The following is a 25,756-nucleotide window of genomic DNA, read 5'->3' on the forward strand; positions in this document are numbered from 1 at the left end:
CCTTGAAACTGAAGCGTGAGATAAGCAAAGAAAACAAAAACTTATCTCAAAAATGTGGAAAATATATGCCGGGCGGACGTCTTTATGGCCGCTGAAACGGCACAGCGGGCACAGGTTATGGCCGCTGGAACAGCACGGCAGACGCAATTTATAACCGCTGAAAGGGTACGGCGGATGTCAGAAATTACCGTTTTTAGCAGGACGATTTGTTTATATTTTAGACGCAAAGGATGAAAGAAATGAAACCAGAAACCAAATTGGGTATTTTTACCGTATTGGGAATCATCGTGTTCGGCTTTTCGCTGTATTTTTTGGGCGGGTTTTCAGTTACCCGTTCGTACGATTTAAACATTAAATTTGCCGACGTATCCGGCCTGCCCATTAAGGCCCCGGTCAAACTTTCCGGCGTGGAAGTGGGCAAGGTAAAGCAAATTAAAATTGAAAACGGCGATGTAATCGTCGTGGCCGAAATCCGCGAGGATACGCCTATTTACCGCGGCGCGCAGTTCAGCGTGGTGATGACGGGCATCATCGGCTCCAAATACTTAAAAATCGTGCAGGGCAATCCCTCCGCCGGCCTGTTAAAAGGCGGCGAATATGTGGAGGGCCTCAACGAACTGCCGATGGACGCGATGATTACGCAGACGATGTCCAGCATTAAAGAGTTTGTGGACAGCGTCAACAACCAGGGCCAGTTTGGCGACAAGCTCAACCAGACGATGAACGAAGTCCGTCAGCTGTCGGCCAATTTAAACCAGCTGGTCGCGCAGATGAAGCCGTACCTGTCGCGCTCGGTGCAAAATTTGGACGTGGCCTCCGCGCGCTTAAACGATTTGATGGCCAAGGCGGATTCGTTGATGACCAGCCTGGAACAGGGCGAGGGCGTCATCGGCAGCCTGATTAAAGACCCGCAGATGAAAGAGGATGTAAAATCCAGCGTGAAAGATTTGAAAGAAACGATGGGCGAAGTAAAAACCTTTGTGGGCAAGATGAGCCGCTTCCGCGTGTATTGGGATTACGACTTCTTCTATATGCCCGGCCCGGCTCTCGCCACGAGCGACCTGGCGCTTGAAATCTATCCCTCCAGCGGCTATACGTTCTACCGCGCGGGCATCGCCAACATCGGCAACGAAGACGATAAACTTGATTCCAAAGACTACCTGGAAAAGAACAAGTTTGACGTCCGCTTCGGCCTCTACAACCAGTGGGCCACCGTGTCGGCGGGTCTTATCCGCGGCGCGGGGGGCGTGGCGCTGGAGTTAAAGCCCTTCTACGACCGGGAATTTTTGGAACGCTTTACCTTTACGGGTGAATTCTCCGACTGGGGCCGCGACCGCACGATTAACGGCCGGCTGTTTAACAAGCCCAATCTTTCCTACGGCGTGGACTTCCGCTTCAACCGCTTTTTCTCCGTGGGCGCCTGGGCGCGCGACGCGCTGGAAACCAACGATTTCGCCGTCAAAGCCAATATTTCGTTTAACGACCAGGACATTTCGTCCTTCTTCGGGCTGGCCGCCATGGCCGGAAGCTGAGGCCGCGTATGAAGTTTAAAACGGTTTTCGTCTGCCAGAAATGCGGTTATGAATCCCCCAAATGGGCGGGCAAATGCCCCGAGTGCGGGGAGTGGAACTCGCTGGTGGAAGAAGTCAAACAGCAGGAGAGCAAAAAAGCGCCCGCGCGTACGCGCAGCTTTACGGATTTTTCGTCTGAAATCGTCAAACTTTCCGAAAGCAAAGCGGTGCAGGAGCCGCGCATTGAAACCCATATCGGCGAGTTTGACCGGCTGCTCGGCGGAGGCCTTGTAAAGGGCCAGCTGACGCTGCTGGCCGGCGCGCCGGGCATCGGCAAATCCACGCTGATGCTGCAGGTGGCGGCGGAACTGTCCAAAACCCTCAAAGTGCTGTATATTTCGGGCGAAGAAAGCATCGGCCAGATTTCGGGCCGCGCCCAGCGGTTAAACGTAAAAGGGGACAATATCTTTTTACACTGCGAAACGGACGTGCAGAAAATCGTGCAGTCCGTGGAGCAGGTCAGCCCCGACGTGCTGATTTTGGACTCCATCCAAACCGTGTACCATCCCGAATTTACCTCTTCGGCCGGAACCGTGGCGCAGGTGCGCGAATGCACCAGCGAGCTGGTGCGGCTGTGCAAACCCAAAGGCATTATCACTTTTGTGCTCGGCCACGTAACCAAAGACGGCGAACTCGCCGGCCCGAAAATTTTGGAACATATGGTGGACTGCGTGCTGTATTTTGATACGGAAAAAGACAATGTCCTGCGTCTGTTGCGCCCGCATAAAAACCGCTTTGGCTCCACCGGCGAAATCGGCCTGTTCAAAATGACCGGGCAGGGGCTGGAATCCGTGGAAAACGCCAGCGAATACTTTGCCCAAACCTCGCGCGACCGCGCGATAAAAGGCCGCGCGTATTCGCTCGCGCTGGAAGGCTCGCGCCCGATTTTAACCGAGGTTCAGGCGCTCGTTTCGCCCACGCGTTATCCGTTCCCGCGCCGCGTGGCCACGGGGGTGGATTTAAATCGCTGTTTAATGCTTTTTGCCGCGCTGGAAAAACACGTCGGCCTGTCTCTGGACAATAAAGACATTTTCGTCAGCCTCGCGGGCGGCGTCAAGTTAAAAGACCCGGCCCTGGACCTGGCCGTTTGCGCCGCCGTCATCAGCTCCTGTAAAGACGTGCCCATCGCGCCCGACAGCGTGTTTATGGCCGAAGTGGGCATTCTGGGCCAGGTGGCCAAAGTGCCGCTGATTGACCGCCGGCTGGAAGAAGCCCAGCGGCTGGGGTTTAAAAAAGCCTATGCCGCCGCCGTTACCAAAACCGAGAAGCAGAAGCTTAAAACGCTTTCGCTTGCGGAGCTTTCCGATTTGAACGACCTCGTCCTCAAACTGCGCTGAGGACGGGGCCGTTTTCTCTTCCCGTTTCGTCCGTCGTATCCGCCGCCCAAGAAATTATGCAAAATACGTCCGCAAAGTGCTAAAATATAGCTAGGCTGCAAGCTGCTTGCCGCCGGGTCTTATTTGGGGAGTTTTTCCCCGTATTTTTGGAGGGCATATGCCTATTTGGATTTTCCGTATTTCCACGCTGGTGGCGTTTCCTTTTCTTACCTACAATTTTATTGACAAAGAATGGATGAGCCTGCTGGCCGGCCTGCTGTGCGGCGCGCTTGTCGTAGGCGGGGAAGTGCTGTTTAAACGCCTGCGTCTGATTAAAATTATGATTGCATGCTCCGGCTTTTTGCTGGGGTATATGCTGTATGTGTTTTTTGACTACGGCGTATTGAACTTCGCCAACGGCGCCGTGATGAATTTTTGGGCCCAGTACGGGCGTAACATTGAAATCGGCCTGATTATTTTCGGCGTCATCGCGAGCTTGGTTAAATCGCGCGACCTGGAAGGGCTTTCTTATACCGGCCACCACTTGAAAGTGGCGGACGTTACCGCGCTGATGGACGGGCGCATTGTGGACTTGTGCGAAATCAATTTCCTCTCCGGCATTATCGTACTGCCGGTGTTTGTGCTGGACGCGCTGAACGAAATGGTCGCTTCCAAGGACCCGCTGGAACGCGCCAAAGGCCGCCGCGGGCTGGACGTGGCGACGCGTTTGCAGGAACTGAGCGAAGTGTCCGTGCGCATCACTTCCAAAACGCCGAAGGCGGAATCTATGGAAGAGCGCGTGGTCAAACTGGCCGCGGCGCTGGACGCCGAAGTGGTAACGCTGGATTTCAACGTCAACAAAATCGCCGCGCTGCACGACGTGATTGCGCTGAACATCGCGGACCTTACCACCGCTTTAAAACCCGTGGTGCTGCCCGGGGAAAGTATGTCGCTTTTCATTATGAAAGACGGCAAAGAAAAAGAACAGGGCATCGGGTATTTGGACGACGGCACCATGGTGGTGGTGGAAGACGGCCGCAAATACATCGGCAAGCGCGCGGAAGTGGCCGTGTACTCCATTTTGCAAACCTCGTCCGGCCGGATGATTTTTGCCAAAATTAAATAAGGTTTTTATGAATAAGAAGACGGGTTTTTCGTCAGCGGTGATTGTGGCGGGAGGAAGCGGCACGCGTATGGGCCGCCCCAAACAAATGCTGCCGCTCGGCGGGAAACCCGTTCTTGTTCGTACGGTGGACGCGCTTAAACAAGTGCCTTCGGTGCGCGAGATTGTGGTGGTTACGCCGGCGGAGAACCGGGCGGAGCTGAACAAACACTTTTCGGATTTAATATACGCCGACCCGGGAAGCACCCGGATGGAGTCGGTTATGAACGGGTTTTTAAAAACCAGTCCGCAGGCCGAAACCGTGGCCGTGCACGACGGCGCCCGCCCGCTGGTAAACCCGGCCCGTGTGGAAGCGTGCCTGCAGGCCGCCGGCGAGTACGGCGCGGCCGTGCTGGCCGTACCGGTTAAAGACACGGTAAAAATTTGCGCGGACGGCGTGGTGGAAAAAACGCCGGAGCGTTCCGCGCTGTGGGCGGCGCAGACGCCGCAGTGCTACCGCCGGGAACTCTTGGCCGAAGCGCTGGAAAAATTCGGCGCGCAGAAAGACGCGACGGACGAATCGCAGCTGGTGGAAAAATTAGGCGTAAAAGTGCGCGTGGTGGAGTCGGACTATAAAAACAACAAAATCACCACGCCGGAAGATTTACTGTTTGCGGAGGCTCTCTTGGACGATAAAACGATTTACCGCACGGGGTTCGGTTTTGATTTGCACCGCCTGGAACCGGGGCGCAGGCTCTATATCGGCGGGGCGGAAATCCCGCATACGAAAGGATTTTTAGGCCACAGCGACGGGGACGTGGTGCTCCACGCCGTGTGCGACGCCGTTTTGGGCGCGCTGTGCGAGGGGGAAATCGGCGTGCTGTTCCCGCCGACGGATGAGTCCATCAAGGGCATTTCCAGCGTAACCATCGCCAAAAAAGTGCTTGAAATCGTACGCGCGAAAAACGCCGAAATCACGCATATAGACGCTACCATCATCACCCAGGAACCCAAAATAAAACCGCATTACGCCGCGGTGCGCAAGTCGCTTGCGGACGTGTTTGAAATGCCGGAGGGGAACGTCAGTTTTAAATCAAAAAGCCACGAGCACGTGGGCGAAATCGGCCGCGGGGAAGCGGCCATGTGCCACGCCGTGGCGACATTAAAAATAAGGAGCAACGTATGAACATTCGTGTCATTTCCATTTTTCTCTTGGCGGCGCTGGCGGCCGCGTGCAGCAGCACGGATTACCGCTCGCGCAAACAGGTTACCCAGGGGATTGATTACTCCCGCTACCCCGGCAACGAAGCCTATTACGAATTTACGTCCGATATTCCGTCCGAACCCTCCGTTCTGGGCGAAGCGGACGTGCAGACCGAAGAAGCGCCCCTGGGCGAAGACGAAGATTTTACTTCCGACAATATCGCCAGCACCTACGGCAGCTACGGCGACGTGGTGGTAAACGTGGCCGCGCGCAAATTTAAATTAGGCCCTTCGGCCGCGCGCAAAGAGATGGGCGTATTTCAAAAATCAATTGATAAAGCCTATTCCGTGGCTCTGCGCAAATACCGCCCGGTGGGGTTTACGTACGCCATAAGCAGCGTGGGGGCGGTCAATCCGCTTTCGGACATTGAGGTGCGCTGTATGCTCAGCGAACGCTCCGCCAACGATGTGGGCCAGTCCACCTGCACCCTGTTTTTCAGCACCATTACGTCTACGTATTTAGAGTTGATTCAAGAGGCCAAGTAATTTATGATGCATTTGTATAACAGCGCAAGCCGCCACAAAGACGAATTTAAACCGCTTCACACCGAGCAGGTTACCATGTACTGCTGCGGGCCGACCGTGTACAATTATGCGCACATCGGCAATCTGCGCACCTATATTTTTGAGGATCTGCTGGCCCGCACCTTGCGCCTGCATTATCCGTTAAAACACGTGATGAACGTAACGGACGTGGGGCATTTGATGTCCGACGCCGACGACGGCGAAGATAAAATGGAACTCGGCGCCGCGCGCGAAGGCAAAAGCGCGTGGGACATCGCCAAATTTTACGAAGCGAAATTCTGGGCCGATTACGACGCCCTGCACTGCACGCGGCCCAGCGTCGTCAGCCGCGCGACGGAACATATTAAAGAGATGATTGCGCTGGTCAAAACGCTGGAAGAAAAAGGCTATACGTACCGTACGTCCGACGGGATTTATTACGACACGTCCAAGTTTGACCGCTACGACGCCCTGGTCGGCCACGCCCGCATCAGCGGCCTGCAGGGCGGCGCGCGCGTGGAAATGAGCGACGAAAAACGCAACCCGACCGATTTTGCGCTGTGGAAATTTTCGCCCAAAGACAAAAAACGCCAAATGGAGTGGGACAGCCCGTGGGGCGTCGGTTTCCCCGGCTGGCATATTGAATGCTCGGCCATGGCGATGAAGTACCTGGGCCACACGCTGGACATCCACTGCGGCGGCATAGACCACGTTACCATCCACCACACCAACGAAATCGCCCAGAGCGAAGCCGCGACCGGCGAGAAATACGTCAACTACTGGGTGCACGGCGAATTTTTGATTTTGCGTTCGGGCAAGATGTCCAAGTCCGGCGGTACGTTTGTTACGCTGGACGTGCTGAAAGAAAAAGGTTACGAGCCGCTGGCTTACCGCTATTTGTGCCTGGGCGCGCATTACCGCACGCAGCTGGAGTTTTCGTACGAAAGTATGGACAGCGCATCCAAGAGCTTAAAAAACCTCCGCGCGCTGGCGCAGCAGGCGCAGGAAGCCGCCGGCGGCGCCGCGCAGGACACGGAGAACGCCCGCGCGTGGAAAGATAAATTCACCGCCGCGATGGAAGACGATTTAAACGCCCCCAAAGCGCTGGCCGTTACGTGGGAAGCCGTGCGCTCGGCGGAGTTGTCCGCGGGCGAAAAATTGGCCTTCCTGCAGTTTGCCGACAGTATTTTGTCGCTTGATTTATTTAAACAATCCGCGCCCGCGCGGCAGGAACTCCCCGCCGAAGTGGAAAAACTGCTGGCCGAGCGCGCGCAAGCCCGCGCCGCGAAAGACTGGAAAAAATCCGACGAACTTCGTGACGCCATCGCCCGGGCCGGCTATATCGTAAAAGATACGCCGAAGGGCCAACAAGCGGAGAAAAAATAATATGAAAAGAGTGCCCGCCGAATTTTTAAAGCGCATTCCGAAAGCCGATTTGCACGTCCATCTGGACGGTTCGCTGCGGCTTTCCACGCTGATTGAACTCGCCCAAAAAGAAGGGGTGGAACTCCCGGCGTATACCGAAAAAGGTCTTCGCCAAACGGTGTTTAAAGATAAATACGCCTCGCTCGTGGAGTATTTAAAGGGCTTTTCGTATACCGGCGCGGTGATGCAAAGCGCGGAAAACATTGAGCGCGTGGCCTATGAGCTGGGGCAGGACGCCGTGGCCGAAGGCGTGCGTTACCTGGAAGTGCGTTTTGCGCCGCAGCTGCACGCCGGCGACAAGCTGACCGCGCAGGACGCCGTACGCGCGGTGGTGCGCGGGCTGGAGCGCGCGAAAAAAGAGCATAACGCTTCCGCCGCCGTTAAAAAAGACGAAGATTTGGAATTTCATTTTGGCGTCATCGCGTGCGCGATGCGCAACTTCAATCAGTTTATGTCGCCGTACTATTCCACGCTGATTAAGGCGCTTTCGCAGTCTAACAAAAGCGAAATTTTCGGCATTGCGTCTTTGGAACTGGCGAAAATGGTGGTAAAGCTGGCTAAAGAGGAAAAACTGCCCGTGGTGGGGTTTGACCTCGCCGGCGAAGAAGCCGGCTATCCGGCCGCCGACCACCTGGACGCTTACCGCTATGTGCACAAACATTTTATCCGCAAAACCGTGCACTCCGGCGAAGCGTATGGCCCCGAATCCATTTTCCAGGCCATTACCGATTGTTACGCCAACCGCCTGGGCCACGGCACGCATTTGTTTGCGGCCGCGATGATTAAAGATAAAAAGGTAAAAGACAAAGAAGGCTACGTCAATTCCCTGGCTGATTACATCGCCAGCGAGCGCATCGGCATTGAAGTGTGCCTGACCAGCAATTTGCAAACGCTGCCGGAAATCAAATCTGTTAAAGACCATCCGATTAAGGAAATGATTAAACGCGGCCTGCCGGTAAGCATTAATACCGATAACCGCCTGGTTTCCAACACCACCGTTACCAAAGAAATGGAACTGCTGGTGCGCAATGTGCCGCTTTCGCCCAAAGAGCTGAAAAATATCGTCATCGCGGGCTTTAAGAGCGGCTTCTTCCCCGGCAGTTACGTGGAAAAACGCCGTTTTGTGCGCAAAGTGATTGACCGCTACAATACGCTCGCCAAAGAATACGGCGTGCCGCTGTACTGAGTTAAATGAATTACAAAACCCCCGGACTTTTGGGTCCGGGGGTTTTTATTTTGCGGAGGGTTGTATTGTTTTTTTTTTTTGATATATTTTGCGTATCAGCAAAATTTGTCAAAAAGGAACTCAAACATGAAAAATGCAAATATGGAGCGGTTAGGCGGTTTTACGCTTATTGAATTGTTGGTGGTCGTGTTAATCATTGGTATTTTGTCGGCTGTCGCGCTTCCGCAGTACGAAAAAGCGGTAAATAAGGCGCGTATTGCTACTGTAAAACCCGTATTAAAGAGTTTAAGTGACGCATGGGATGTTTTTTGGTTGGCCAGTGGAGGGAATGTGTCCTGTTCTTCTGAAGAATGTCTGACCTTGTTGGATATTGAAGTTCCCCAAACAAAAGATTTTACTTTTTATTTGGATGAGGTAATCTGCGGCAGTAACGGCAGCTGTGGGGCGGTAATTTCAGCGGAGAACGAAAAAATGAAATTTGTCGTAGATTATTTTGCCGCTGGTTATGACGGCGGAGGGGACATTCACTATAACAACCGTTTTCGGTGCTCTGCATATACCGGGGAAGATGAAGCAGCTCTTTGCTCCAAGCTGGGAGCTAAATACGATACGGTGGCGCAAGCTTGGTTTTTTGAATAACCATGTTAAACATAAACAAGCCCCGGTTTTTGCCGGGGCTTGTTTATTTCTCGTCGTCAAAACCTTTGGGGTTGGGGATTAAGTGTTTTACCATCTGCTTAAACGCCTGTTTAAACATCGTTTTGCGGTACGGTATTTTGGTGTGCTGGAGGCGTTTGCCGTAATCAATGGGCATACTGGGGCCGTCGGCGGATTTGCCGCTGTCCAACGAAATGCGCTGGCTGGGATAAATACTCTGCTGGCCCGTTACCAAAAAGCTGATTACGCAGGCCACCGTGGCATACGGCGCAATGGCGGGGCCGAAGAGTTCAATGGCCATAATGCTGGCCGAAAGCGGCGTATTGGCCGTGCCCGCCAGCACCGCCACCAGGCCCAGGGCGGCAAGGGTGGCGCTGTCCACGTGCAGAAAGTCCGCCAGCATGGCGCCGGCCTGCGCGCCCACAAAGAAAATAGGCGTTACGATGCCGCCGATGCCGCCGGCCGCAAACGTGACGGACGTGGTGATAATCTTATATAAGAACCCAAACGGTGAAGCGGGCGGGTTGCCGCTTAGCACCATATCAATGCCGGGCATCCCCAGGCCCAGGTACAGCGGCGAGACAAAATAGCCGATGGCCACCAATACCAGGCCGCCCGCGGCGCAGGCCCAAAACAGCCGGGTCCGCAGCGCCAGATACCGAAACAGTACGCGCACGAATTTGCTGATTTCAATAAACAAAATGGATACAAGGCCGAAAAACATCCCGGCCACAATCATTTTAAGAAAGAATTTTTCGGAAAATACGGGCACAAAATGCAGGGGATGGTAAATATAGTCCACTCCCAGAAAAGAGGTTACCTGAAAGGCGGTGATTCCGGCTACCAGCGCGGGGAACATCACTTCGTAAAAAATATGCCCCACCCACAGCACTTCCAGGCCGAACAGCGCGCCCGAAATCGGCACGCCGAAAACGCCCGCAAACCCCGCGCTTACGCCGCAAATCATCATTTTGCGCTGGTCTTCCAGGTTCATACGAAATACCCGCGCTATAATGGAGGAAATGCCTGCGCCCACGTCCGCACACGGGGCTTCTTTGCCGGCGGAGCCGCCCGTTACCATCGTAACGATGGACAGGGTGAACCCTTTAAAAATGGAGATAAACGAAATCGGACGGTAGGAATTGATTTTGTTAATAACGGCGTCGGTGGAATAGTCTTTATCGCGCTTGGCTACTTTGCGCGCCAGCAGCGCCACCCCGTAGAGTACAAACGGAAGGCCGAGGTAGAACATCGGAATGGTATTGCGAAATTTAATGGCTCCGTCCAGCATTTTTAAAAACACCGCGTCTAACACGCCCACGATGCACCCGATGCCCGTGGCCAGGAAAAACCATTTAATAATGTTAATCACGTTGCTTTTATGTTCAGTAAGCATAGTAATATCTTACAAAATTGGTTTCCGGGCGTACACAAAATACACCCTGAAAATAGACTAGTTGGCGTTTCTGCCGGGCGGATGAGCCGGAAAGTAGTAATTTTGCTATACTATATGAAAAGAACCCCGGCCGTTTCGTTCCCGCTTGGCCGGAAAAATGCAAAATTTAACACTGTAAGGAGCCGTATTTATGGATTCGTTTATTTCGTCCGTCATTACGCTGGCGCTGGTAATGGACGGTTTTGGCAATATCCCGCTGTTTATCGCCGCGCTTAAAAAAGTAGCCCCGGAACGCCGCAAAACCGTTCTGCTGCGCGAGCTGGGAATTGCCCTGTTGATTATGGTGGCTTTTTTATTTCTGGGCAAATGGTTTTTGCAGGCTTTCGGCATTCACGAGTATTCGCTGAGTATCGCCGGCGGCATTATTTTATTTATTATTTCCGTCAAACTGGTGTTCGGCGGCGACGAAGAACCCAAGAACGACCCCAAAGAAGACGAGCCTTTTGTCGTGCCGCTGGCCATTCCGCTGGTGGCGGGGCCGGCCGCGCTGTCTATGGTGATGATTACCGCGGCGCAGCAGTCCAATAAATTCATTACGCTGGGGGCGGTGATCGTCGCGTCGCTGATTAACTCGGTTATTTTGATGATGTCGTTTCCGTTAAGCAATTTGCTGGGAAAACGCGGCTTAATCGCCATTGAACGCCTGACGGGTATGATACTGATCTTAATGTCCGTAGATATGGTGATGGGCGGTATTTCGGCCTTTATAAGCCTGTAGCGGGGGGCCCCGTCCGATAAACGCGGCGGGCGGATGGAATTTTGGCTTGTTCCGTGTAAGGATGCAAAATATTTCAGTTACTAAGAGGTGCCGTATGCGCAAGAAGGGATTTACCCTGATTGAAGTGCTTATAGTCATTATTATTATGGCCATCCTGTCTGTCATCGCGTTTATGTACTACGGGCGTTTTTTGGAACGTATGCGAATTGCCGAGGCGGACAATTTGATAGGTTCGTCCGTCCAGTCTCAGTTTCGCTATCGGGTGCGTTTTTCGCGCTTTACGCCGGTGTGGCACAAGCTGGACGCGGTGCCGCCCGTCATCCGTTTCCCTACGGCGGATAACGACTATACCAACGGCGAAACCAACACTATTTTCTACACGCGCGGGGGCTCCACCAAGCCCGAACCGAACCCGGGTTTTGCCGTTGAGTTTGAGCAGGACGGCGCGGATAACTGGTATATTGTGGCTACGCGCGTGGGCCGCGGCAACTATACCTATAAGCTGGTGCGCGCGTTTGAAAACAACCGCATTATTTGCGTGCCGGATGTCAGTAACGAGCAGGACGTGGAAATCTGCATTGATTATATGGGCGTGGAACGGCCCGACCAGCTGACGCCGGACCCGCGGCAGCCTTAAAGAGATTTAAAAAGCGGCCCGTTTTTATGCGGGCCGCTTTTTTAGTGTTATAATAGAAGAACCAAGGGGGAAATATGAAAAAAAAGAAATTTTCGTGGAAAAGTTTTTCCGTGTTGCTGGGGATTGTGCTTCTGCTCGCGGCGGCGGCCGCGCCGCATTACGTCTGGACGCTGGAACGTTCCCGCGCCGGAGCGGCCGAGGCCGCGCTGGTGAACGCGGCGGCGGCCGAAAACCTGTATTTTATCAATCACAAAACCTATACGCGGGACTGGAAGGCGCTGGAGCGGTATATACCGGAAACGGGCGAAATGCAGGGGATTTTTGCGCCCGCGGGCGAACCCGGGGAAGAGCGTTTTTTCTCTTTTTCGCAGGAAGCGCTTTTGCGGGCCGAAGACGGATTTTCGTTCGGTATTGAAATAAGCCAAGACGGAAAAGAGGGGAAAGTCTACGCGGTGCGCGCGGGCGGCCCGGCGGGATATACTTTGTCGGAAGCGTTTCCCCAGCCGGTTTTTGCCTGCGACGGGGACGGTGTGGCCGGTAAATGGTTTTGCGGCAAGTTCTCTAAATATATAGAGCCTTTTATTATGCGTAAAACCGCCGCCGAACCCGGCGCAAAGCAGACCGCTGAGCCGGCGGCCGCTTCCGCGCGGGAATAGGCACAAACCGGTCTTGATTTTTTGAAAGTTTACTGGTAAACTAAAGGAGTAGTCTTTTAAAGACTGCATACAGGCTTCAAAAATATATAAAACTGTAGGAGGTTTTATGAATAATAAGAAGGGTTTCACCCTGATTGAATTGCTGGTGGTCGTTTTGATCATCGGTATTCTGGCCGCGATGGCCATGCCCGCTTACTTCAAAGCGGTGGAACGCTCCCGCACCGCGGAAGCGGACACGATGATTGGCTCCGTGGTAAACGCCCAGCAGAGATACAAAATGAAAACGGGCAACTACACCACCACGTGGACCGCGCTTGACGTGGCTCCCGCCAACGCCGCCGCCCAGTCTTTGTACTGCACCAAGCTGACCAAGGACAACCAGGGCGATTGCGCCAAAGACAGCAAAGACGCCGCCACCGTGGGTAACGGCTTTGCCATGGAACTGTTGGGCACCACGACCAACACCGGCAACAACTCCGGCGTGGTAGCTTCCCGCGTGGGCACCGGCCAGTATACTTATAAAATCTATAAGAAATACGACGACCCGGGCCAGCCGCAGTGCGAAGGTGTTTCCGACGATGACAAAGAACTCTGCGCGGATTACAAAGGCGTGGACACCTACGCCACCCCGACCTATGCTTCCACCGAAGTAAAAGCCGGCGCGTAAGTTATTGTGTTTGATTTAAACCCCGCTCTTAGTAGCGGGGTTTTTTATGAATACCTTAATAGAACACCCCGGGCGTAAGCCCGGGGAGTTTTATGGTTGTTTAATAAGTTGTCTGCAGGGAGTAAGCGCGCGGAAAAAACTTGATTTTTAGTTTTTTTACTGATAAACTAAAGGGGTAGTTTAGTAGTTATATAAACTCAGGTATATAAAACTGTAGGAGGTTTTATGAATAATAGAAAGGGGTTCACCCTGATTGAACTGCTGGTGGTTGTTTTGATCATCGGCATTTTGGCCGCGATGGCCATGCCCGCTTACTTTAAAGCGGTGGAAAGAAGCCGCACGGCGGAAGCGGATACGTTAATCGGCACCGTGGTAAACGCCCAGCAGAGATACAAGATGAAAACGGGCAACTATACCACCACGTGGACCGCGCTGGACGTGGCTCCCGCCAACGCCGCCGCTGCTTCTACGTACTGCACCAAATTGACCAAGGAACAGAATAAAAGCTGTACGGATACGAAAGTGGCCGCCACCAGCGGTAACGGTTTTATGATGACCTTAATCGGCACTAGCACCAATACCGGCAACAACTCCGGCATTACCGCCAAACGCGTGGGCACCGGCCAGTATACCTACACCATCTACAAGAAATACGACGACCCGGGCCAGCCCCAGTGCGAAGGTATTTCCGCCGATGACAAGGAACTGTGCGCGGATTACAAAGGTGTGGACACCTATGCGGAACCCACCTACCCTTCCAGCGAAATTTCCGCTTAGTCTTAACTGTTAATAGACAAAGACCCCGCTTTTGGCGGGGTCTTTTTTGTGGATACCTCAACAGAACATCCCGGGCGTAAGCCCGGGGATGAATGAAAGGCCTGCCGCGGGAAAAAGGCGTGTTTTTCTTTTTTGTCGGCGGCTGCAAAGCAGGTACAACCGGGAAAAGAAACCCCGGGCTAAAGCCCGGGGTGTTTCAGACGGTAAACGGAAAAATCATTCCCATTTTAAGTGGAACATATCACTCCATAATTTCGCTTCCAGCAGGGTGTTGTGAATTACTTCATCCGAAATAAACGGCGCTTCCTTCGGGTATAACAGCCGGAAACGCTGTAGCTGTGCAAAATAATCCTGCACAATCGCTTTTACTCCGCCCTGGCGGTAGAGCTTCATTTGGCTGTCCAGGTTGTGAAATACTACGGCGTGCTCGGGCCGGCCGTGGAACGGATGTAAGGAGCCGGGCGCATCGCGCTGCATATCGGCCAGATTGACGGTAAAAGGACGGCCGTTCCGGATGGCTTTTTGTTTCATTTCTTCGTAAATTACTTTCAGCGTGCTTTTATTGACGATGTGGTGTACGCCGTTGTAACGCGTGGTGGCTTGAATATGTTTCCACTTGTGGGCATATTTGGGATGTACGGCGCCCGGTGTGCGGGATAATTTGGTCAGCGCGCTTATATAATGATAGCTGCCCCACAGGGAAGACGGGTCTTTTAAAACAGGAGCGGGGAAGCGGGTAATGATGTGGATTTGCGGCACCACCACCGTTCCTCTTTTATTGTGGAATACCTGGTTTTGGTAAAAATGGCTGATTTCCGACGGATGGGGAAGGTTGGCGACTTTAGCGGCCAGTCTGGCGCTGGAGGCCGGGGCCCGTAAATGCCGGCTGACGATGGCGCCGGGTTTGGCGGCCAGAGTTGCTTTGGGGACGGATTTTAATATCTGGTAGGCGTTTTGGCCGAAGACGGCGCACGGACTAAAGACCAACAGCAAGAGGGCGGCGAAGGCTTTTGTCATAAGGATACTCCGTACAAGAGGTTATATCCTCATTGTAGTATATTTATTTTATTTTGCAAGGGGGGCCTGCGGTTCGGGCCGGGCGCCGGCGGGGGCTGCCGCTGTTTTGTCCGACGGCGCGGCGCCGTGCGCGGCCTGCGGCTCCGATTGGGTTTGTAAGGCAGCGGATTCGGCCGGGAGCGTCTCTTCCGCCGGTTTATTTGGCGGCAAAGTGTTTACGGTATCCTCGGCGGCTTCGGCGGTGTGCGGAGCGTCTGCGGCGGGCGTTGCCGCTTCCGTTTCGGCAGAGGCCGCCTGTTTACCGGTTGGATTTTGCGTGGCGGAAGCGGTTTCCGGTCCGGCGGTTTCGGCGGTGTGCGCGGCATTGGCCGCGGGCGTTGCCGTTTCCGCTTCGGCGGGCGCAGGGTCCGGCGGCAGGATAAAGGGCGGCTCTTCCGCGTCAAACACAATGCCCCGGGGCTCGGCGGGTTTTTCCTCCGGCGCGGGGGGCGTAAGCGGCGGCGCGGCGTTTACCACGGGCAAAGCGCGCGGCGCGGGCGCGGGGTAGCGTTCTATAATATCCTGGGCCGATTCTTCAAAAAACAGACGTCCCTTTTTCCACGATTCGTACAGCTGTCTGTCCGGCGGTTCAGGGCGGAAAAAATCTTGGTTTTTCGTGCGGTCGGAAACGGCGAATGCGATTAAATGCAGGACCACAATGTCTTTGCCCGTAAAATTTTTCCGCGTTTCGTAACTGCTCACGCGCGCCAGCACTTTCACGTGCCGCCCTTTTTGTATCCCCGTCATTTGCGGCATACCCCGCTTGTTAAAGCTTACCAGCAGCAGTTCGTACGAAAGGGCGTTTCCCTGCCCGGTGGCGTAGTAGTACAGCGGCGCGTCCACTTTAAGCACCAGGCGCAGGCGCAGCGCATCTTCGGTAACGCCTTTCACTTCCCCGCCGAAAGACACCACTTTCCCCCGGTAAGCCGCCGGATCCTTTTCAATGCCCTGGAGGTAATCTAAATTTTGGTCTTTATACGGGATGATGGAACTGCACGCCGCCAAAAACGCACATAAGATAAAAATAAAAAATGGTTTCATAGGCTGTCTCCGGTTATATTATAACTTTTCTGGCCGCGCGGGGGCAGGCTAACCCGTTTTGCCGCTTGACCCGGGCGGTGCAAACGGGTACGATGAAACAAAGGGGGACGTTATGAAACCGTTAAACGACGAAGAAAAACGGGTAATTGAAGATAAAGGAACCGAACCGCCTTTCAGCGGCAAGTATTACCGGCATAAAGCTTCCGGGCGGTACTTATGCCGCCGGTGCGGCGCCCCGCTGTACAACAGCGCGGATAAGTTTAATTCCGGCTGCGGCTGGCCGAGCTTTGACGCGGAAATCCCCGGCGCGGTGAAACGCGTCCCGGATGCAGACGGAGAGCGCACCGAAATCGTGTGCGCGCATTGCGGCGGACATTTGGGGCATGTGTTTGAGGGGGAAAATTTAACGCCCAAAAATACGCGCCACTGCGTCAATTCCGTTTCGCTCGTGTTTCAGCCGGATAAAAAAGAGGCAGACGCGCCGGGGGAAACCGCCATTTTTGCGGGCGGCTGTTTTTGGGGCGTGGAGCATTTGATGAAGAACTTCCCCGGGGTGCTGAGCATTGAGCCCGGCTATACGGGCGGCTATGTGGATAACCCGACGTATGAACAGGTGTGCGGCAATTTAACCGGGCACGCCGAAGCGGTGCGCATTGTGTTTGACCCCAAACAGGTGAGTTTTGAGACGCTGGTCAAAGGGTTTATGGAAATCCACGACCCGACGCAGGAAAACGGCCAGGGGCCGGATATCGGCGCGCAGTACCGCTCGGAAATTTTTTACACCGCGCCCAAGCAGCGTGAAGCGGCCGAACGGGTGATTGACGAGCTGAAACACAAAGGATACCCGGTAGTTACGCGCGTAACGCCCGCATCCGCGTTTTGGCCGGCGGAGGATTACCATCACCGCTATTATGAACGCAAAGGCACTCAGCCATATTGCCACCGCCGCGTAAAACGCTTCTAGGCCTTCCAGGCCGTGGTTCTCCGGCCGCGCGCAGGGTGCTTGGGGTACTTATTTAATAAGGGTATAGGGCGGGATAATAGAAGTGTATAAAACGAAAAAGGAAGAGGGATCTCGGCCTCTTCCTTTGTAAAACGCCTAACTGTCTAAATACAAATAAAAAACGCCCTCTAGGAGAATCGAACTCCTCTTTTCGGATTGAAAATCCGACGTCCTAACCGATAGACGAAGAGGGCATTAAAAGTGCGCCCGGTGAGACTTGAACTCACGGCCCCCCGCTTAAAAGGCGGATGCTCTACCACTGAGCTACGAGCGCAAAAAAGCAGTCAAAAGAACTATCGGGGTTTAATCTTGGATCGGGTTAAACCCAACATAAATATTATACTACAAATTTAGCGCGCACACAAGAATTTTTATTTTATATTTTTGAGGCGGCCTTTCTTAATAAATTTATTATAACACTTTTGCGTTTGGCGCGTCAAATCTCTTCTGGCCCGTCGGAGTTCGGCCCAAAAGGGTTTGACAACCCCCGCCGCGCTTGATACCATATAACAAACGGACCGCCCGGCGGACCGGAAATTATTTTGCGAGGTTTTATATGAAAAAAGTTATTAACTCCACCAGCGCCCCCAAGGCCATCGGCCCCTACTCCCAAGCCATTGAAGACGGCGGCTTCGTATTCACTTCCGGCGTGCTCCCCATTGACCCCGTTACCGGCGAAATCTACAGCGGCGACGTGCAGGTGCAAACCGAACTGATTTTAAACAATTTGGAAAATATTTTAAAAGAAGCCGGCTGCTCGCTTAAAAATGTTGTTAAAACCACCGTATTTATGACGGATTTAACCAAATTTGCCGAAATGAACGCCACTTACGCCGCTTTCTTTAAAGAAAATCCGCCCGCCCGCAGCACCATTCAGGTGGCCGCTCTTCCCAAAGGCAGTGCGGTGGAAATTGAAGCCGTGGCTAAAAAATAAAGAAGGATTTTTTAATGACGATTCAAGACCAGGTGCTTTCAGGCCGCGTAAACGGCATTTTGCTTCCGCTTTCCGCCATGAAGACGGAAAACGATTGGGGCGTGGGGGATTTTGCGGCCCTGCGGGAATGGACGGAGTTTTTCGCCTCCCAGGGAACGAAAATCGTGCAGATTCTGCCCTTGCAGGAAACCGCCCCCGGCGAAACCTGCCCCTATTCCGCTTTAAGCGCGTTCGCAACCGACCCCGTCTACGCCGATATCTCCGACGTGCCGGACGTGGCCGCCTGCCCGCGCGCGCGGGAGTTTGTCGCGTCCCTGGCGCCGAAAATCGCCGAATGGCGCAGCGCCAAAAAAGCGCCTTTTTTCGCGGTTAAACAGGCCAAACTGAAAGCATTATGGTTCGGCTACCAGTATTTTTTGGAAACGGAAGCGGCGGCGGGCAGTCCGCGCGCCCGGGCGTTTGAAGCCTACTGCGCCGCCCAGTCCGGCTGGCTGCGCGGGTATTCGCTGTTCCGCGCGATAAAAGAATTTTACAAATGGCAGACCTGGACCGAGTGGCCCGAAGACCTGCGCAATTTCCAAAAACAGGCCGTGGATACGTTTGAAAGCCAGTACCGCGAATACGTCAACTACTTTTCCTATGTCCAATGGGTGCTGGATTTGCAGCTGCGCCGCGCCAAAGCCTTTGCGCAGGATAAAGGCATTTTGATTTTTGGCGATATTCCCTTCGGCACCAATCTGGACAGCGCCGAAGTATGGTCCGAGCGGGAAAATTACCGCCTGGGCTGGGAAATCGGCGCGCCGGCGGACCAGTTTTCCAAGGGCGGCCAGCGCTGGGGGCTCCCGGCGTACGACTGGGGCTACCAACACGCCCATAACCTGGGTTTGTGGCGGCGCAAAATCCGCCGCGTAACGGAACTGTACGACATTTTCCGCCTGGACCATTTGGTCGGGTTTTTCCGCACGTATGTGTTTGCGCCGGGGGATGAGGTCGGCGCGTTTGACGTAGAGGGCGAACAAAACCAGATTGACCGCGGATATAATTTCTTAAAAATGGTGCTGGAAGAAGCGGCCGGCAAACTGCCCGTGGGCGAAGATTTGGGCGTTATTCCCAATTATGTGCGCCGGATGCTGATTGATTTGCGCATTCCCGGCTACAAAGTGCTGCGCTGGGAACGCGAGGACAACGGCTACTACCGCGAGCCGCGCCATTACCCGCAGGTTTCTTTAGCCACCACGTCCACCCACGACACCGAAACCGTACGCGGCTGGTGGGAAACCATGGACCCGCACGAGCGCGCCAACATCTGGGAAATGATTTCCGCCCAAAAGACTGACGGCAACGTGCCGTTTGACGATTGGAGCCAGCGCGCCATTTTGCGTCGGGTGTTGGATTCCAATTCCGCCATTACGCTTTTTTCGTGGCAGGACATTATTGGCACGCTGGACCGGGTAAACACGCCCGGCACCGTGTGCGACGAAAACTGGACCTACCGCAGCGAATACACGCCCCGGCAGGCGGCCGAAGTTTACGCGCCGCAGCTGGCGATGTACCGCGAATTATTAAAGGAGACGGGCCGCGCCTAAGGCCGCTTATGCCTGCATTTACCGCCATTATTCCCGCCGCCGGAAAAGGGGTGCGCCTGATGCCCTATACCGCGCATATGCCCAAAACCATGATCAGCGTGGCGGGTAAACCCATCCTGGGCCATATTCTGGACCAGGTGGAAAGCCTGGGGATAAAAAAGGCGGTGTTCATCGTCGGGTATAAGAAAGAAGCGATTATTGAATTTGTCCGCGCGCGTTACCCGCATTTGGAAACGGTGTTTGTAGAACAGCCCGAACCGCGGGGCCTGGGCCATGCGGTTTATCTGGCAAAAGAAGCCGTGTCCGGCCCCTGTTTTATCCTGCTGGGAGACACCATTGTGGACGGCGATTTAAAGCCGCTGGTGTTCGGCGGGCAGAACGCCGTGGGCATCAAGGCGGTGGCGGACCCGTCGCGCTTCGGGATTGTGGATTTAAAAGACGGCAATATCGTTTCGTTTGAAGAAAAGCCGGAACATCCCAAATCCAACCTGGCGATTATCGGCGCGTATTCGTTTTTGGATTCGGCCCAATTATTTAACGCGCTGGAAGAAGTCATCCGCTCGGGCAAAACGGTTAAAAACGAGATTCAGCTGACGGATGCGCTGTCCGTCTTGTTATCGCGCGGCGTTAAAATTGCGCCCGTGATGATGAACGACTGGTTTGACTGCGGCACCGTGGAAGTGCTTCTGCAAACCAACCGCCTGCTGCTGGACCGGCACCACCGCGTGTCGCCGGAACTGGAAAAAAACAATAAAATTGTGCCGCCGTGCTGGATTGCGGACGGCGTAAAAGCCGAAAACTGCGTGCTTGGGCCGTATGTTTCCGTGGCGTATGAAGCGGAACTGAAGGACTCCTCGCTGGAAGACGTTATCGTGGGGCCTCAGACGAAACTGGATAAAAAAACCGCGTTTCACGCGGTGTTTGACAAGTACAACCGGTAAAAATTATTTTTTTGCAGCGTCCTCTTCGGTCTTGTCCGGAGAGGATTTTTTATCGGTATTTTTGATGGCGGCGGTTTGTTTTTTGGCCGCGTTTTTGGCGGCGGCTTGGAAAGAATCCGTTTTGGCCCCGTCTTTTTTATCGGTTTTGTCCGCTGCGGGTTTAGCCGTATTTTTGGCGGATTTTTCTTTGGCGGGAGCCGCTTGGGAGGCTTTGGTTTCGCCGGCGGTTTCCGGGGCGGCGTTTCCTTCGGCCGCGGCCGGCGTTTCGGCGGCCGGTTCCGGCATCGGGAACAGTTCGTCCGCCAGCCGTTCGGCGTATTCGCGGGCGGCGTTGTAATCCGCCGCGGCCTGGATAAACTGCGAAGTGGGGCGGTTGGTGTCCGTATTTTTGGCCATTTCAAGCTCCAGCCGCGCTTTTTTAATTTCAAAATCTTCCACCGCCAGCAGCAGGCGGATTTGGTTGACCAGCCGGTCTTTTTCTTCGTTTACCACCACGGGGCACGACTGCAGGGCCTGGTTTAAAATATCCAGATTGCGCGCCGCCGTCTGCCGGGTGGTGCTTTTTAAGACGGGGTTGTCCTGGTTAAGCGGCGGCACGGAAACAGACGCGGCCAGCGTGGCCGCGCGTTCGGGCAGGTACATATTTCCCACCATCATTCCGCCCACAAACAGGAGCGCCATCGTGAATAAATAGAGAATATAACGCATATTAAGAATCCTTTGTTATATTCTATCAAAATGAAGTGAAAATAAATATATAATAAAGCTGATATGAAAAAAATCCCCGCCTTTTTATGCTTCCTTTTTCTGGGTGCGGCGCTGTTTATTTGGCCGGCCGTCTCCTCGGCGGCTTCCGCACGGGAGGCGATTGAACGCTTTGACGCGTTTGCCGCGGTGTCGGCCGATTCTTCCGTACAGGTAACGGAGCGCATTGTGGTGCGTTCGGCGGCGGATAAAATCCGGCGGGGCATTTTCCGCGTACTGCCCGATAAAGGCCTGTCCGGTTACGAGATTCTTTCCGTGCGCCGCGCCGGCCGGCCGGAACCGTATACGGTAAAATCTTCCCGCGCCGGGCGGACGCTGTATATCGGCGATAAAGACGCGGCCCTGCCGCCGGGGCAGCATATTTACGAAATTTCTTACCGCGTGCAGGGCGCGGTGCGCTTTCAAAAAGATTTTGACGAGTTTTACTGGAACGTAACCGGAAACGAGTGGCAGTTCCCTATCCGGTCCGCTTCTTTGCGGCTGACGCTTCCGGAGGGAGCGCAAATCGTTCCGGGCGGCGTGTCGCTCTACACCGGCTATGCGGGGGATAGCGGCCCCGCGGCGGCGCGTGCGTCGGGGGATTCTTTCTTTTTTACCACCCGCCCGCTGGCCGCCGGAGAGGGATTTACTGTTTCCGCCGCGTGGAATAAAGGCGTTGTAAAAGAACCCTCCGCCGCCCAAAAAATCACTTCCGGCCTGGCGGGGTATGGGCGGGAAATCGGCTGGTTTTCGCTGGCGTGGGTGTTGCTGCTCGTGTATTATGCGTGCGCGTGGTATTGGGCGGGGAGGGACCCGAAGGCCCGCGTGCTCCGGCAGTTTGAGCCGCCGTCCGGCCTGTCTCCTGCTCAGGTGCGTTATGTGCGCCGGATGAAGTGTGACTCCCCAATGCTTTCCGTTATCATTATGTCGCTGGTGCAGAAGGGCTGTATAAGCGTAACCAAAAACGATTCGGGAACATTCACGCTGACGCGTACGGAATTGCAGACGCCCGTTTTGCTTTCAAGCGAAGAACAGGCTCTGGTAAACGTATTATTTGAATCCCGCACGCAGCTGCCCGTGAACAACCGTTATAACACTGTTTTTCAGGCCGCGGGGGCTTCCGTGCGCCGCGCGCTGAAAAAGTGGGAGGGAGGGCGGCTTTTTGCCCGGAACATTTGGTATAACGCGCCGACGTTTTTGTTTGCGGCCGCGCTCATCGGCGCGCTGGGGGCGAAGGCGGACTGGCCGTCGCGCTTTACGGCGGTGTATACTGCCGCTTTTATGGCTTTTTGGCTGTACGGTATGCTGGGCGGAATTTTAAAAAGGTTTTGGCCGCGCGTGGTGAGCATTGGCCGGTATGCGCTTTTGGTGTTGGCGGTGCTCTTGTTTATGCTTTTGGGCGCGGCGCAGACCGTGTTGGTATGGGTTGCTCTTACGCCGGGCATTGTGTTTTATTATCTGGTGCGGGCGTATACCCCGCTGGGGCGGCGGCATATGGACGGAATTGAAGGATTTTTACAGTATTTGGAAGTAGCCGAAAAATACCGCGTGTTCGCGTCCGACCCGACGGACGCCGCCCGGGTGTATTGCGATTATCTGCCCTATGCCGCCGCGTTGGACGTACAAAACAAGTGGCAGCGTACGCTTCAGGCCGAGCTGGGCGGGTCCGCCGCCGAGCGTGCGGCCCATTCCCGCGGCTTCGGTTTTGTGTCGGGCGGTAAATTTACCGTTTTTTCAAATGCGCTTTGCGCGGCGGCCCATTCTCCCCCATCCTCTTCCTCCGGGCGTTCTTCTTCCGGATTTGGCGGAGGGGGGTGTTCCGGCGGAGGGAGGGGCGGCGGTGGCGGCGGCGGATGGTAGCCGCTTGTATTTTGAACACATTTCCGCGTTACGCCGGAGCTCGCATATGTCTAAATATGCGTCGCTCCGCCGCGCCTGGAACTGTATTTCAAAATCCTGCGCGGGGGTAGCCGCTTGTATTTCGGCGTTATTTCGTTGTTGCGGCAAAACTCGCATAGGCTGTACTATGTTTCGTTTTGCCGCGCCTAGAACTACCGGCCGAAATCCTGTGCGGGGGTGGCCGCTTGTATTTTGAACACATTTCCGCGTTGCGCCGGAGCTCGCATATGTCTAAATATGCGTCGCTCCGCCGCGCCTGGAACTGTATTTCAAAATCCTGCGCGGGGGGAGCCGCTTGTATTTTGAATATATTTCCGCGTTGCGCCGGAGTTTTGCGCACAGCGTTATTTTTTGCTACATTTCATATTATCGTAAGGAGACTCTATGGCAAAAATTAAATTTGGTGAACACGGACATTTAGAGCTGGAAATCACGCCGCTGACCATTTGGTCCAACCCCGGCAGTGAAGGCGAATTTATGGAGTACCAAATCGGCTTATACTGCGAAGGGGAAAGCGTTTTCTCTTCCGTGTTTGCCGAACGGCTGGTGGCCGTGAAGGACGAAGAGGCTATTTATATCTCGGATTTTATTGCCGAAACGCTGGCCGAACGTAAAGAAAATAACTGGACGATGCTGGAGCCAAAAGTCTCTTTGTATATGCGCCCGGTGCCGCCGCCGGCGGGGTGCTGTTCGTCCTATAACCGGCCGGATAATTTCCTGCTGCAAATTACGCTGGAGCAAAACATTTTTGCCGGAGAGGATAAAGTGTTCGGCCCGTATTCCAACACCGGGCTGAACATCAACTTTGAGGCCGCCGGAAAAGACTGGGCGCAGTTTGCGCAGGACATCCGCGCCGAAGAAGAAGATTTTGACGAAGAGGAAGAACCCGCTCCGGATCCGTACAGAAGTTAATTTTATGGGACCTGTAAAAAGCCCCGCTTTTAGGCGGGGCTTTTTGCGTTACAGCGAGAGGGTTTCCAAATCGTCCGGCACAAATACCGGGCCGGAGAATTCCGTTTTCGCTTCGGCGGTATACAGCCGTTTGCGTTCGGGCAGGTTATTATCCTGCGTGTGATACAGCACCAGGTTTTTGGCGTGCAGTTCCCGCGCCGTGCGCGCCGCATCCAATGCCGTGCTGTGGTGTTTTTCGTAGGGTTTAAATTGTTCGCGCTCGGAGTAGAGGCAAAACGCTTCGGACAGCAGCCAGTCCGCCTCTTGCGCGTAACGCTTACAGGCCGGATTGTACGGTTCGTCCCCCAGGCAGACCAATGTTTGTCCGTCCGGCAGAACGGCGCGGTAGCCGAATTGTTTGGTTTTGGAAGATAAAATATCAAATGCGGTGCAGGTAAAACCCGCCGCCTGAAATTGGTCCCCGTCTTGCAGGCGGACGAAATGAATCCCGCGGTCCAGCACCGCCTGGAGTTTGGCGGTTAGAGTCATTTGGCAGAATGCGCGGAGTTTTTGTTCGCATTCGTCGTGGCAGAAGATGGTGAGCCCGGGGTGTTTCCCGCGCGTAAAAAGCGACGCCGCCAGCCGGATAATCCAGATGACGCCCAAAATATGGTCCGTATGCCCGTGGGTGAGGAACAGGTGGCGGATGGCCGGCACCGGGATAGCGGCCTTTTCCAGCTGGGCGAGAATGCCGTTGCCGCCGCCTGCGTCGGTTAAAAAATACTCCGCGCCGTTTTGCAGGGCGAAACAGGTGTTGTAGCATCTGGTAACGAGCGCGTTGCCCGTACCGAGCAGAATGAGTTTAGAAGACATATTTTGTAGTTTATGAAAGCCCGCGCGGTTTTAAATTTCTACGGAGAGGGAGGGATTCGCCCTGCATAAATTTTCTGACGAAAATTTTGCCCGGGCCCGCCCTCGCGGTTTTGGCCTTGCACACTTGCAGGCGCAAACCAAAACATCGCTCCGGGCTTCAAATCCCGACGCGGCATAAAGCAGTTTATGCCGCTCCATACTCTCTTTAGAAATCAAAAACCCCGCTTTCGCGCGGTTTTAAATTTCTACGGAGAGGGAGGGATTCGAACCCTCGATACCTTGCGGTATGCCAGTTTTCAAGACTAGTGCCTTAAACCACTCGGCCACCTCTCCTTATTTCCTATTCTATTAATTTTCGGACCGTAAAGGGAAGTGGCGGGATCTCACTGTTTGCTTGCAGAATGCTCTGCCTGGCGGCGTTGCTGAGGATATAGCTGGGAATCTTTCTGTTTTCGTCTTTTCCTTTTTCTGACAGCAGAAAAAGGAACAAAAAGACTGCCGGCCGGTGCCCATAAAATCCAGTTTTACGCGGCGCGTTTTACAACTCGCTTCGCTCAGATAAATCAAACGCTTCTCCCGCGTAAAACGGATTTTATAGACGGGCAAATGGCCGGATTAACGGCAAACGACAACGGTGTTTTTACGGTACTTGGCAACATTGTTTAAATAGTATGGCTCCGCTAATCGGATGTATCCGCATAGAGAACCACCCCCCGGAAAGCTTTTGCATCCCCGAATGTTTCTCTCCCAAGTATCTAAAAGTGCCGTATTTTGCCGAGCCCTGGCCAGGCCAGAGAAGGGAGCCCAGCCTCTGGGCCCTGCCCCGGCAAGGGGGTTGATTTGTTTTTTTTTT

24 protein-coding genes and 3 tRNA genes are annotated in these 25,756 nt (G+C 54.2%); 19 read left to right on the plus strand and 8 right to left on the minus strand.

Features of this window, described 5'->3' with window-relative positions; all coding sequences use genetic code 11:
• Positions 1 to 239: 239 nt before the first annotated feature.
• The 8 genes from ACQY36_RS05650 (at position 240) to ACQY36_RS05685 (ending at position 9,006) form a co-directional block, all read left to right on the plus strand.
• Positions 240 to 1,532 (plus strand): MlaD family protein, encoded by a 1,293-nt coding sequence (locus ACQY36_RS05650; RefSeq protein WP_428070763.1) that lies wholly within the window; start codon positions 240 to 242, stop codon positions 1,530 to 1,532.
• Positions 1,533 to 1,540: 8 nt separating this feature from the next.
• Complete coding sequence (gene radA / locus ACQY36_RS05655; RefSeq protein ID WP_428070762.1) at positions 1,541 to 2,908, plus strand: DNA repair protein RadA; 1,368 nt, start codon at positions 1,541 to 1,543, stop codon at positions 2,906 to 2,908.
• Between the two features lie 157 nt (positions 2,909 to 3,065).
• Entirely contained in the window at positions 3,066 to 4,013 is a 948-nt protein-coding gene (locus ACQY36_RS05660; protein WP_428057593.1) for a PIN/TRAM domain-containing protein, read from the plus strand.
• 7 nt (positions 4,014 to 4,020) lie between these two features.
• On the plus strand, positions 4,021 to 5,175 hold the full coding sequence (ispD, locus tag ACQY36_RS05665; RefSeq protein ID WP_428078250.1) for a 2-C-methyl-D-erythritol 4-phosphate cytidylyltransferase: 1,155 nt from the start codon (positions 4,021 to 4,023) through the stop codon (positions 5,173 to 5,175).
• On the plus strand, positions 5,172 to 5,738 hold the full coding sequence (locus ACQY36_RS05670; protein ID WP_428057597.1) for a hypothetical protein: 567 nt from the start codon (positions 5,172 to 5,174) through the stop codon (positions 5,736 to 5,738). The genes ispD and ACQY36_RS05670 overlap by 4 nt, the downstream gene beginning before the upstream one ends.
• A 3-nt stretch (positions 5,739 to 5,741) precedes the next feature.
• The gene (gene cysS / locus ACQY36_RS05675; RefSeq protein ID WP_428078252.1) at positions 5,742 to 7,142 is read left to right on the plus strand and encodes a cysteine--tRNA ligase; all 1,401 of its coding nucleotides are present in this window, start codon (positions 5,742 to 5,744) and stop codon (positions 7,140 to 7,142) included.
• Position 7,143: 1 nt separating this feature from the next.
• Entirely contained in the window at positions 7,144 to 8,367 is a 1,224-nt protein-coding gene (locus tag ACQY36_RS05680) for an adenosine deaminase family protein (protein WP_428057601.1), read from the plus strand.
• 126 nt (positions 8,368 to 8,493) lie between these two features.
• Positions 8,494 to 9,006, plus strand: coding sequence for a type IV pilin protein (locus tag ACQY36_RS05685; RefSeq protein WP_428078254.1), 513 nt, complete (start codon positions 8,494 to 8,496; stop codon positions 9,004 to 9,006).
• 43 nt (positions 9,007 to 9,049) lie between these two features.
• On the opposite strand, the gene ACQY36_RS05690 is transcribed toward ACQY36_RS05685, so the two are convergent.
• On the minus strand, positions 9,050 to 10,420 hold the full coding sequence (locus tag ACQY36_RS05690; protein ID WP_428070753.1) for a chloride channel protein: 1,371 nt from the start codon (positions 10,418 to 10,420) through the stop codon (positions 9,050 to 9,052).
• 190 nt (positions 10,421 to 10,610) lie between these two features.
• On the opposite strand from ACQY36_RS05690, the gene ACQY36_RS05695 reads away from it, so the two are divergent.
• The 5 genes from ACQY36_RS05695 (at position 10,611) to ACQY36_RS05715 (ending at position 13,935) form a co-directional block, all read left to right on the plus strand.
• Entirely contained in the window at positions 10,611 to 11,198 is a 588-nt protein-coding gene (locus tag ACQY36_RS05695) for a MarC family protein (protein WP_428070751.1), read from the plus strand.
• A 94-nt stretch (positions 11,199 to 11,292) separates the two neighbouring features.
• On the plus strand, positions 11,293 to 11,835 hold the full coding sequence (locus ACQY36_RS05700) for a prepilin-type N-terminal cleavage/methylation domain-containing protein (RefSeq protein ID WP_428070749.1): 543 nt from the start codon (positions 11,293 to 11,295) through the stop codon (positions 11,833 to 11,835).
• Positions 11,836 to 11,909: 74 nt separating this feature from the next.
• Positions 11,910 to 12,491 carry a hypothetical protein gene (locus tag ACQY36_RS05705; protein ID WP_428078256.1) on the plus strand — a complete coding sequence of 194 codons (582 nt, stop codon included), beginning with the start codon at positions 11,910 to 11,912 and terminating at the stop codon, positions 12,489 to 12,491.
• Between the two features lie 106 nt (positions 12,492 to 12,597).
• Positions 12,598 to 13,158: a type IV pilin protein gene (locus ACQY36_RS05710; RefSeq protein WP_428070745.1), complete on the plus strand. Its 561-nt coding sequence runs from the start codon at positions 12,598 to 12,600 to the stop codon at positions 13,156 to 13,158.
• Positions 13,159 to 13,383: 225 nt separating this feature from the next.
• Positions 13,384 to 13,935, plus strand: coding sequence for a type IV pilin protein (locus ACQY36_RS05715; RefSeq protein WP_428078258.1), 552 nt, complete (start codon positions 13,384 to 13,386; stop codon positions 13,933 to 13,935).
• A 216-nt stretch (positions 13,936 to 14,151) separates the two neighbouring features.
• Here the strand turns inward: ACQY36_RS05715 and ACQY36_RS05720 are convergent, their stop codons facing one another.
• Together ACQY36_RS05720 and ACQY36_RS05725 are read right to left on the minus strand one after the other, a co-directional pair.
• Positions 14,152 to 14,952: a hypothetical protein gene (locus ACQY36_RS05720; protein WP_428070741.1), complete on the minus strand. Its 801-nt coding sequence runs from the start codon at positions 14,950 to 14,952 to the stop codon at positions 14,152 to 14,154.
• Positions 14,953 to 15,000: 48 nt separating this feature from the next.
• Positions 15,001 to 16,032 carry a hypothetical protein gene (locus tag ACQY36_RS05725; protein WP_428078260.1) on the minus strand — a complete coding sequence of 344 codons (1,032 nt, stop codon included), beginning with the start codon at positions 16,030 to 16,032 and terminating at the stop codon, positions 15,001 to 15,003.
• 112 nt (positions 16,033 to 16,144) lie between these two features.
• Here ACQY36_RS05725 and ACQY36_RS05730 point away from each other — a divergent pair, with 112 nt between their 5' ends.
• Entirely contained in the window at positions 16,145 to 16,996 is an 852-nt protein-coding gene (locus ACQY36_RS05730; RefSeq protein ID WP_428072184.1) for a bifunctional methionine sulfoxide reductase B/A protein, read from the plus strand.
• A gap of 161 nt (positions 16,997 to 17,157) precedes the next feature.
• Here the strand turns inward: ACQY36_RS05730 and ACQY36_RS05735 are convergent.
• Both ACQY36_RS05735 and ACQY36_RS05740 read right to left on the minus strand, forming a co-directional pair.
• A tRNA-Glu gene (locus ACQY36_RS05735) sits at positions 17,158 to 17,229 on the minus strand.
• Between the two features lie 8 nt (positions 17,230 to 17,237).
• Positions 17,238 to 17,309, minus strand: a tRNA-Lys gene (locus ACQY36_RS05740).
• A gap of 282 nt (positions 17,310 to 17,591) precedes the next feature.
• Between ACQY36_RS05740 and ACQY36_RS05745 the strand changes: the two genes are divergently transcribed.
• The 3 genes from ACQY36_RS05745 to ACQY36_RS05755 are packed head-to-tail and all read left to right on the plus strand — an operon-like array spanning position 17,592 to position 20,496.
• A complete protein-coding gene (locus ACQY36_RS05745; protein ID WP_428056329.1) occupies positions 17,592 to 17,969 on the plus strand; it encodes a RidA family protein in 378 nt (125 codons plus the stop codon).
• A 14-nt stretch (positions 17,970 to 17,983) separates the two neighbouring features.
• Positions 17,984 to 19,555, plus strand: coding sequence for a 4-alpha-glucanotransferase (malQ, locus tag ACQY36_RS05750; protein WP_428078262.1), 1,572 nt, complete (start codon positions 17,984 to 17,986; stop codon positions 19,553 to 19,555).
• 8 nt (positions 19,556 to 19,563) lie between these two features.
• Positions 19,564 to 20,496 carry a sugar phosphate nucleotidyltransferase gene (locus ACQY36_RS05755; protein ID WP_428056333.1) on the plus strand — a complete coding sequence of 311 codons (933 nt, stop codon included), beginning with the start codon at positions 19,564 to 19,566 and terminating at the stop codon, positions 20,494 to 20,496.
• A gap of 3 nt (positions 20,497 to 20,499) precedes the next feature.
• Here the strand turns inward: ACQY36_RS05755 and ACQY36_RS05760 are convergent, their stop codons facing one another.
• Positions 20,500 to 21,204, minus strand: a complete 705-nt coding sequence (locus ACQY36_RS05760) for a hypothetical protein (protein WP_428078264.1) — start codon at positions 21,202 to 21,204, stop codon at positions 20,500 to 20,502.
• A gap of 63 nt (positions 21,205 to 21,267) precedes the next feature.
• On the opposite strand from ACQY36_RS05760, the gene ACQY36_RS05765 reads away from it, so the two are divergent.
• Together ACQY36_RS05765 and ACQY36_RS05770 are read left to right on the plus strand one after the other, a co-directional pair.
• Entirely contained in the window at positions 21,268 to 23,100 is a 1,833-nt protein-coding gene (locus ACQY36_RS05765) for a DUF2207 domain-containing protein (RefSeq protein ID WP_428078266.1), read from the plus strand.
• 423 nt (positions 23,101 to 23,523) lie between these two features.
• Complete coding sequence (locus ACQY36_RS05770; RefSeq protein WP_428078268.1) at positions 23,524 to 24,051, plus strand: hypothetical protein; 528 nt, start codon at positions 23,524 to 23,526, stop codon at positions 24,049 to 24,051.
• 48 nt (positions 24,052 to 24,099) lie between these two features.
• On the opposite strand, the gene ACQY36_RS05775 is transcribed toward ACQY36_RS05770, so the two are convergent.
• A complete protein-coding gene (locus tag ACQY36_RS05775; protein WP_428078270.1) occupies positions 24,100 to 24,903 on the minus strand; it encodes an MBL fold metallo-hydrolase in 804 nt (267 codons plus the stop codon).
• Positions 24,904 to 25,151: 248 nt separating this feature from the next.
• Positions 25,152 to 25,236: transfer RNA gene (locus tag ACQY36_RS05780), tRNA-Ser, on the minus strand.
• Positions 25,237 to 25,756 lie beyond the last annotated feature (520 nt).

The sequence above is a fragment of the Candidatus Avelusimicrobium alvi genome, from assembly GCF_958451995.1.
GTDB lineage: Bacteria > Elusimicrobiota > Elusimicrobia > Elusimicrobiales > Elusimicrobiaceae > Avelusimicrobium > Avelusimicrobium alvi.

Coding starts and splice junctions, on each gene's coding strand:
- ACQY36_RS05690 (WP_428070753.1), bottom strand. CDS start 10,420: ATGCTTACTGAACATAAAAGCAACGTGATTAACATTATTAAATGGTTT.
- ACQY36_RS05765 (WP_428078266.1), top strand. CDS start 21,268: ATGAAAAAAATCCCCGCCTTTTTATGCTTCCTTTTTCTGGGTGCGGCG.
- ACQY36_RS05770 (WP_428078268.1), top strand. CDS start 23,524: ATGGCAAAAATTAAATTTGGTGAACACGGACATTTAGAGCTGGAAATC.
- ACQY36_RS05725 (WP_428078260.1), bottom strand. CDS start 16,032: ATGAAACCATTTTTTATTTTTATCTTATGTGCGTTTTTGGCGGCGTGC.
- malQ (WP_428078262.1), top strand. CDS start 17,984: ATGACGATTCAAGACCAGGTGCTTTCAGGCCGCGTAAACGGCATTTTG.
- ACQY36_RS05715 (WP_428078258.1), top strand. CDS start 13,384: ATGAATAATAGAAAGGGGTTCACCCTGATTGAACTGCTGGTGGTTGTT.
- ACQY36_RS05705 (WP_428078256.1), top strand. CDS start 11,910: ATGAAAAAAAAGAAATTTTCGTGGAAAAGTTTTTCCGTGTTGCTGGGG.
- ACQY36_RS05745 (WP_428056329.1), top strand. CDS start 17,592: ATGAAAAAAGTTATTAACTCCACCAGCGCCCCCAAGGCCATCGGCCCC.
- ACQY36_RS05710 (WP_428070745.1), top strand. CDS start 12,598: ATGAATAATAAGAAGGGTTTCACCCTGATTGAATTGCTGGTGGTCGTT.
- ACQY36_RS05700 (WP_428070749.1), top strand. CDS start 11,293: ATGCGCAAGAAGGGATTTACCCTGATTGAAGTGCTTATAGTCATTATT.
- cysS (WP_428078252.1), top strand. CDS start 5,742: ATGATGCATTTGTATAACAGCGCAAGCCGCCACAAAGACGAATTTAAA.
- ACQY36_RS05670 (WP_428057597.1), top strand. CDS start 5,172: ATGAACATTCGTGTCATTTCCATTTTTCTCTTGGCGGCGCTGGCGGCC.
- ACQY36_RS05730 (WP_428072184.1), top strand. CDS start 16,145: ATGAAACCGTTAAACGACGAAGAAAAACGGGTAATTGAAGATAAAGGA.
- ACQY36_RS05775 (WP_428078270.1), bottom strand. CDS start 24,903: ATGTCTTCTAAACTCATTCTGCTCGGTACGGGCAACGCGCTCGTTACC.
- ACQY36_RS05755 (WP_428056333.1), top strand. CDS start 19,564: ATGCCTGCATTTACCGCCATTATTCCCGCCGCCGGAAAAGGGGTGCGC.
- ACQY36_RS05660 (WP_428057593.1), top strand. CDS start 3,066: ATGCCTATTTGGATTTTCCGTATTTCCACGCTGGTGGCGTTTCCTTTT.
- ACQY36_RS05650 (WP_428070763.1), top strand. CDS start 240: ATGAAACCAGAAACCAAATTGGGTATTTTTACCGTATTGGGAATCATC.
- ACQY36_RS05680 (WP_428057601.1), top strand. CDS start 7,144: ATGAAAAGAGTGCCCGCCGAATTTTTAAAGCGCATTCCGAAAGCCGAT.
- radA (WP_428070762.1), top strand. CDS start 1,541: ATGAAGTTTAAAACGGTTTTCGTCTGCCAGAAATGCGGTTATGAATCC.
- ACQY36_RS05695 (WP_428070751.1), top strand. CDS start 10,611: ATGGATTCGTTTATTTCGTCCGTCATTACGCTGGCGCTGGTAATGGAC.
- ACQY36_RS05760 (WP_428078264.1), bottom strand. CDS start 21,204: ATGCGTTATATTCTCTATTTATTCACGATGGCGCTCCTGTTTGTGGGC.
- ACQY36_RS05685 (WP_428078254.1), top strand. CDS start 8,494: ATGAAAAATGCAAATATGGAGCGGTTAGGCGGTTTTACGCTTATTGAA.
- ispD (WP_428078250.1), top strand. CDS start 4,021: ATGAATAAGAAGACGGGTTTTTCGTCAGCGGTGATTGTGGCGGGAGGA.
- ACQY36_RS05720 (WP_428070741.1), bottom strand. CDS start 14,952: ATGACAAAAGCCTTCGCCGCCCTCTTGCTGTTGGTCTTTAGTCCGTGC.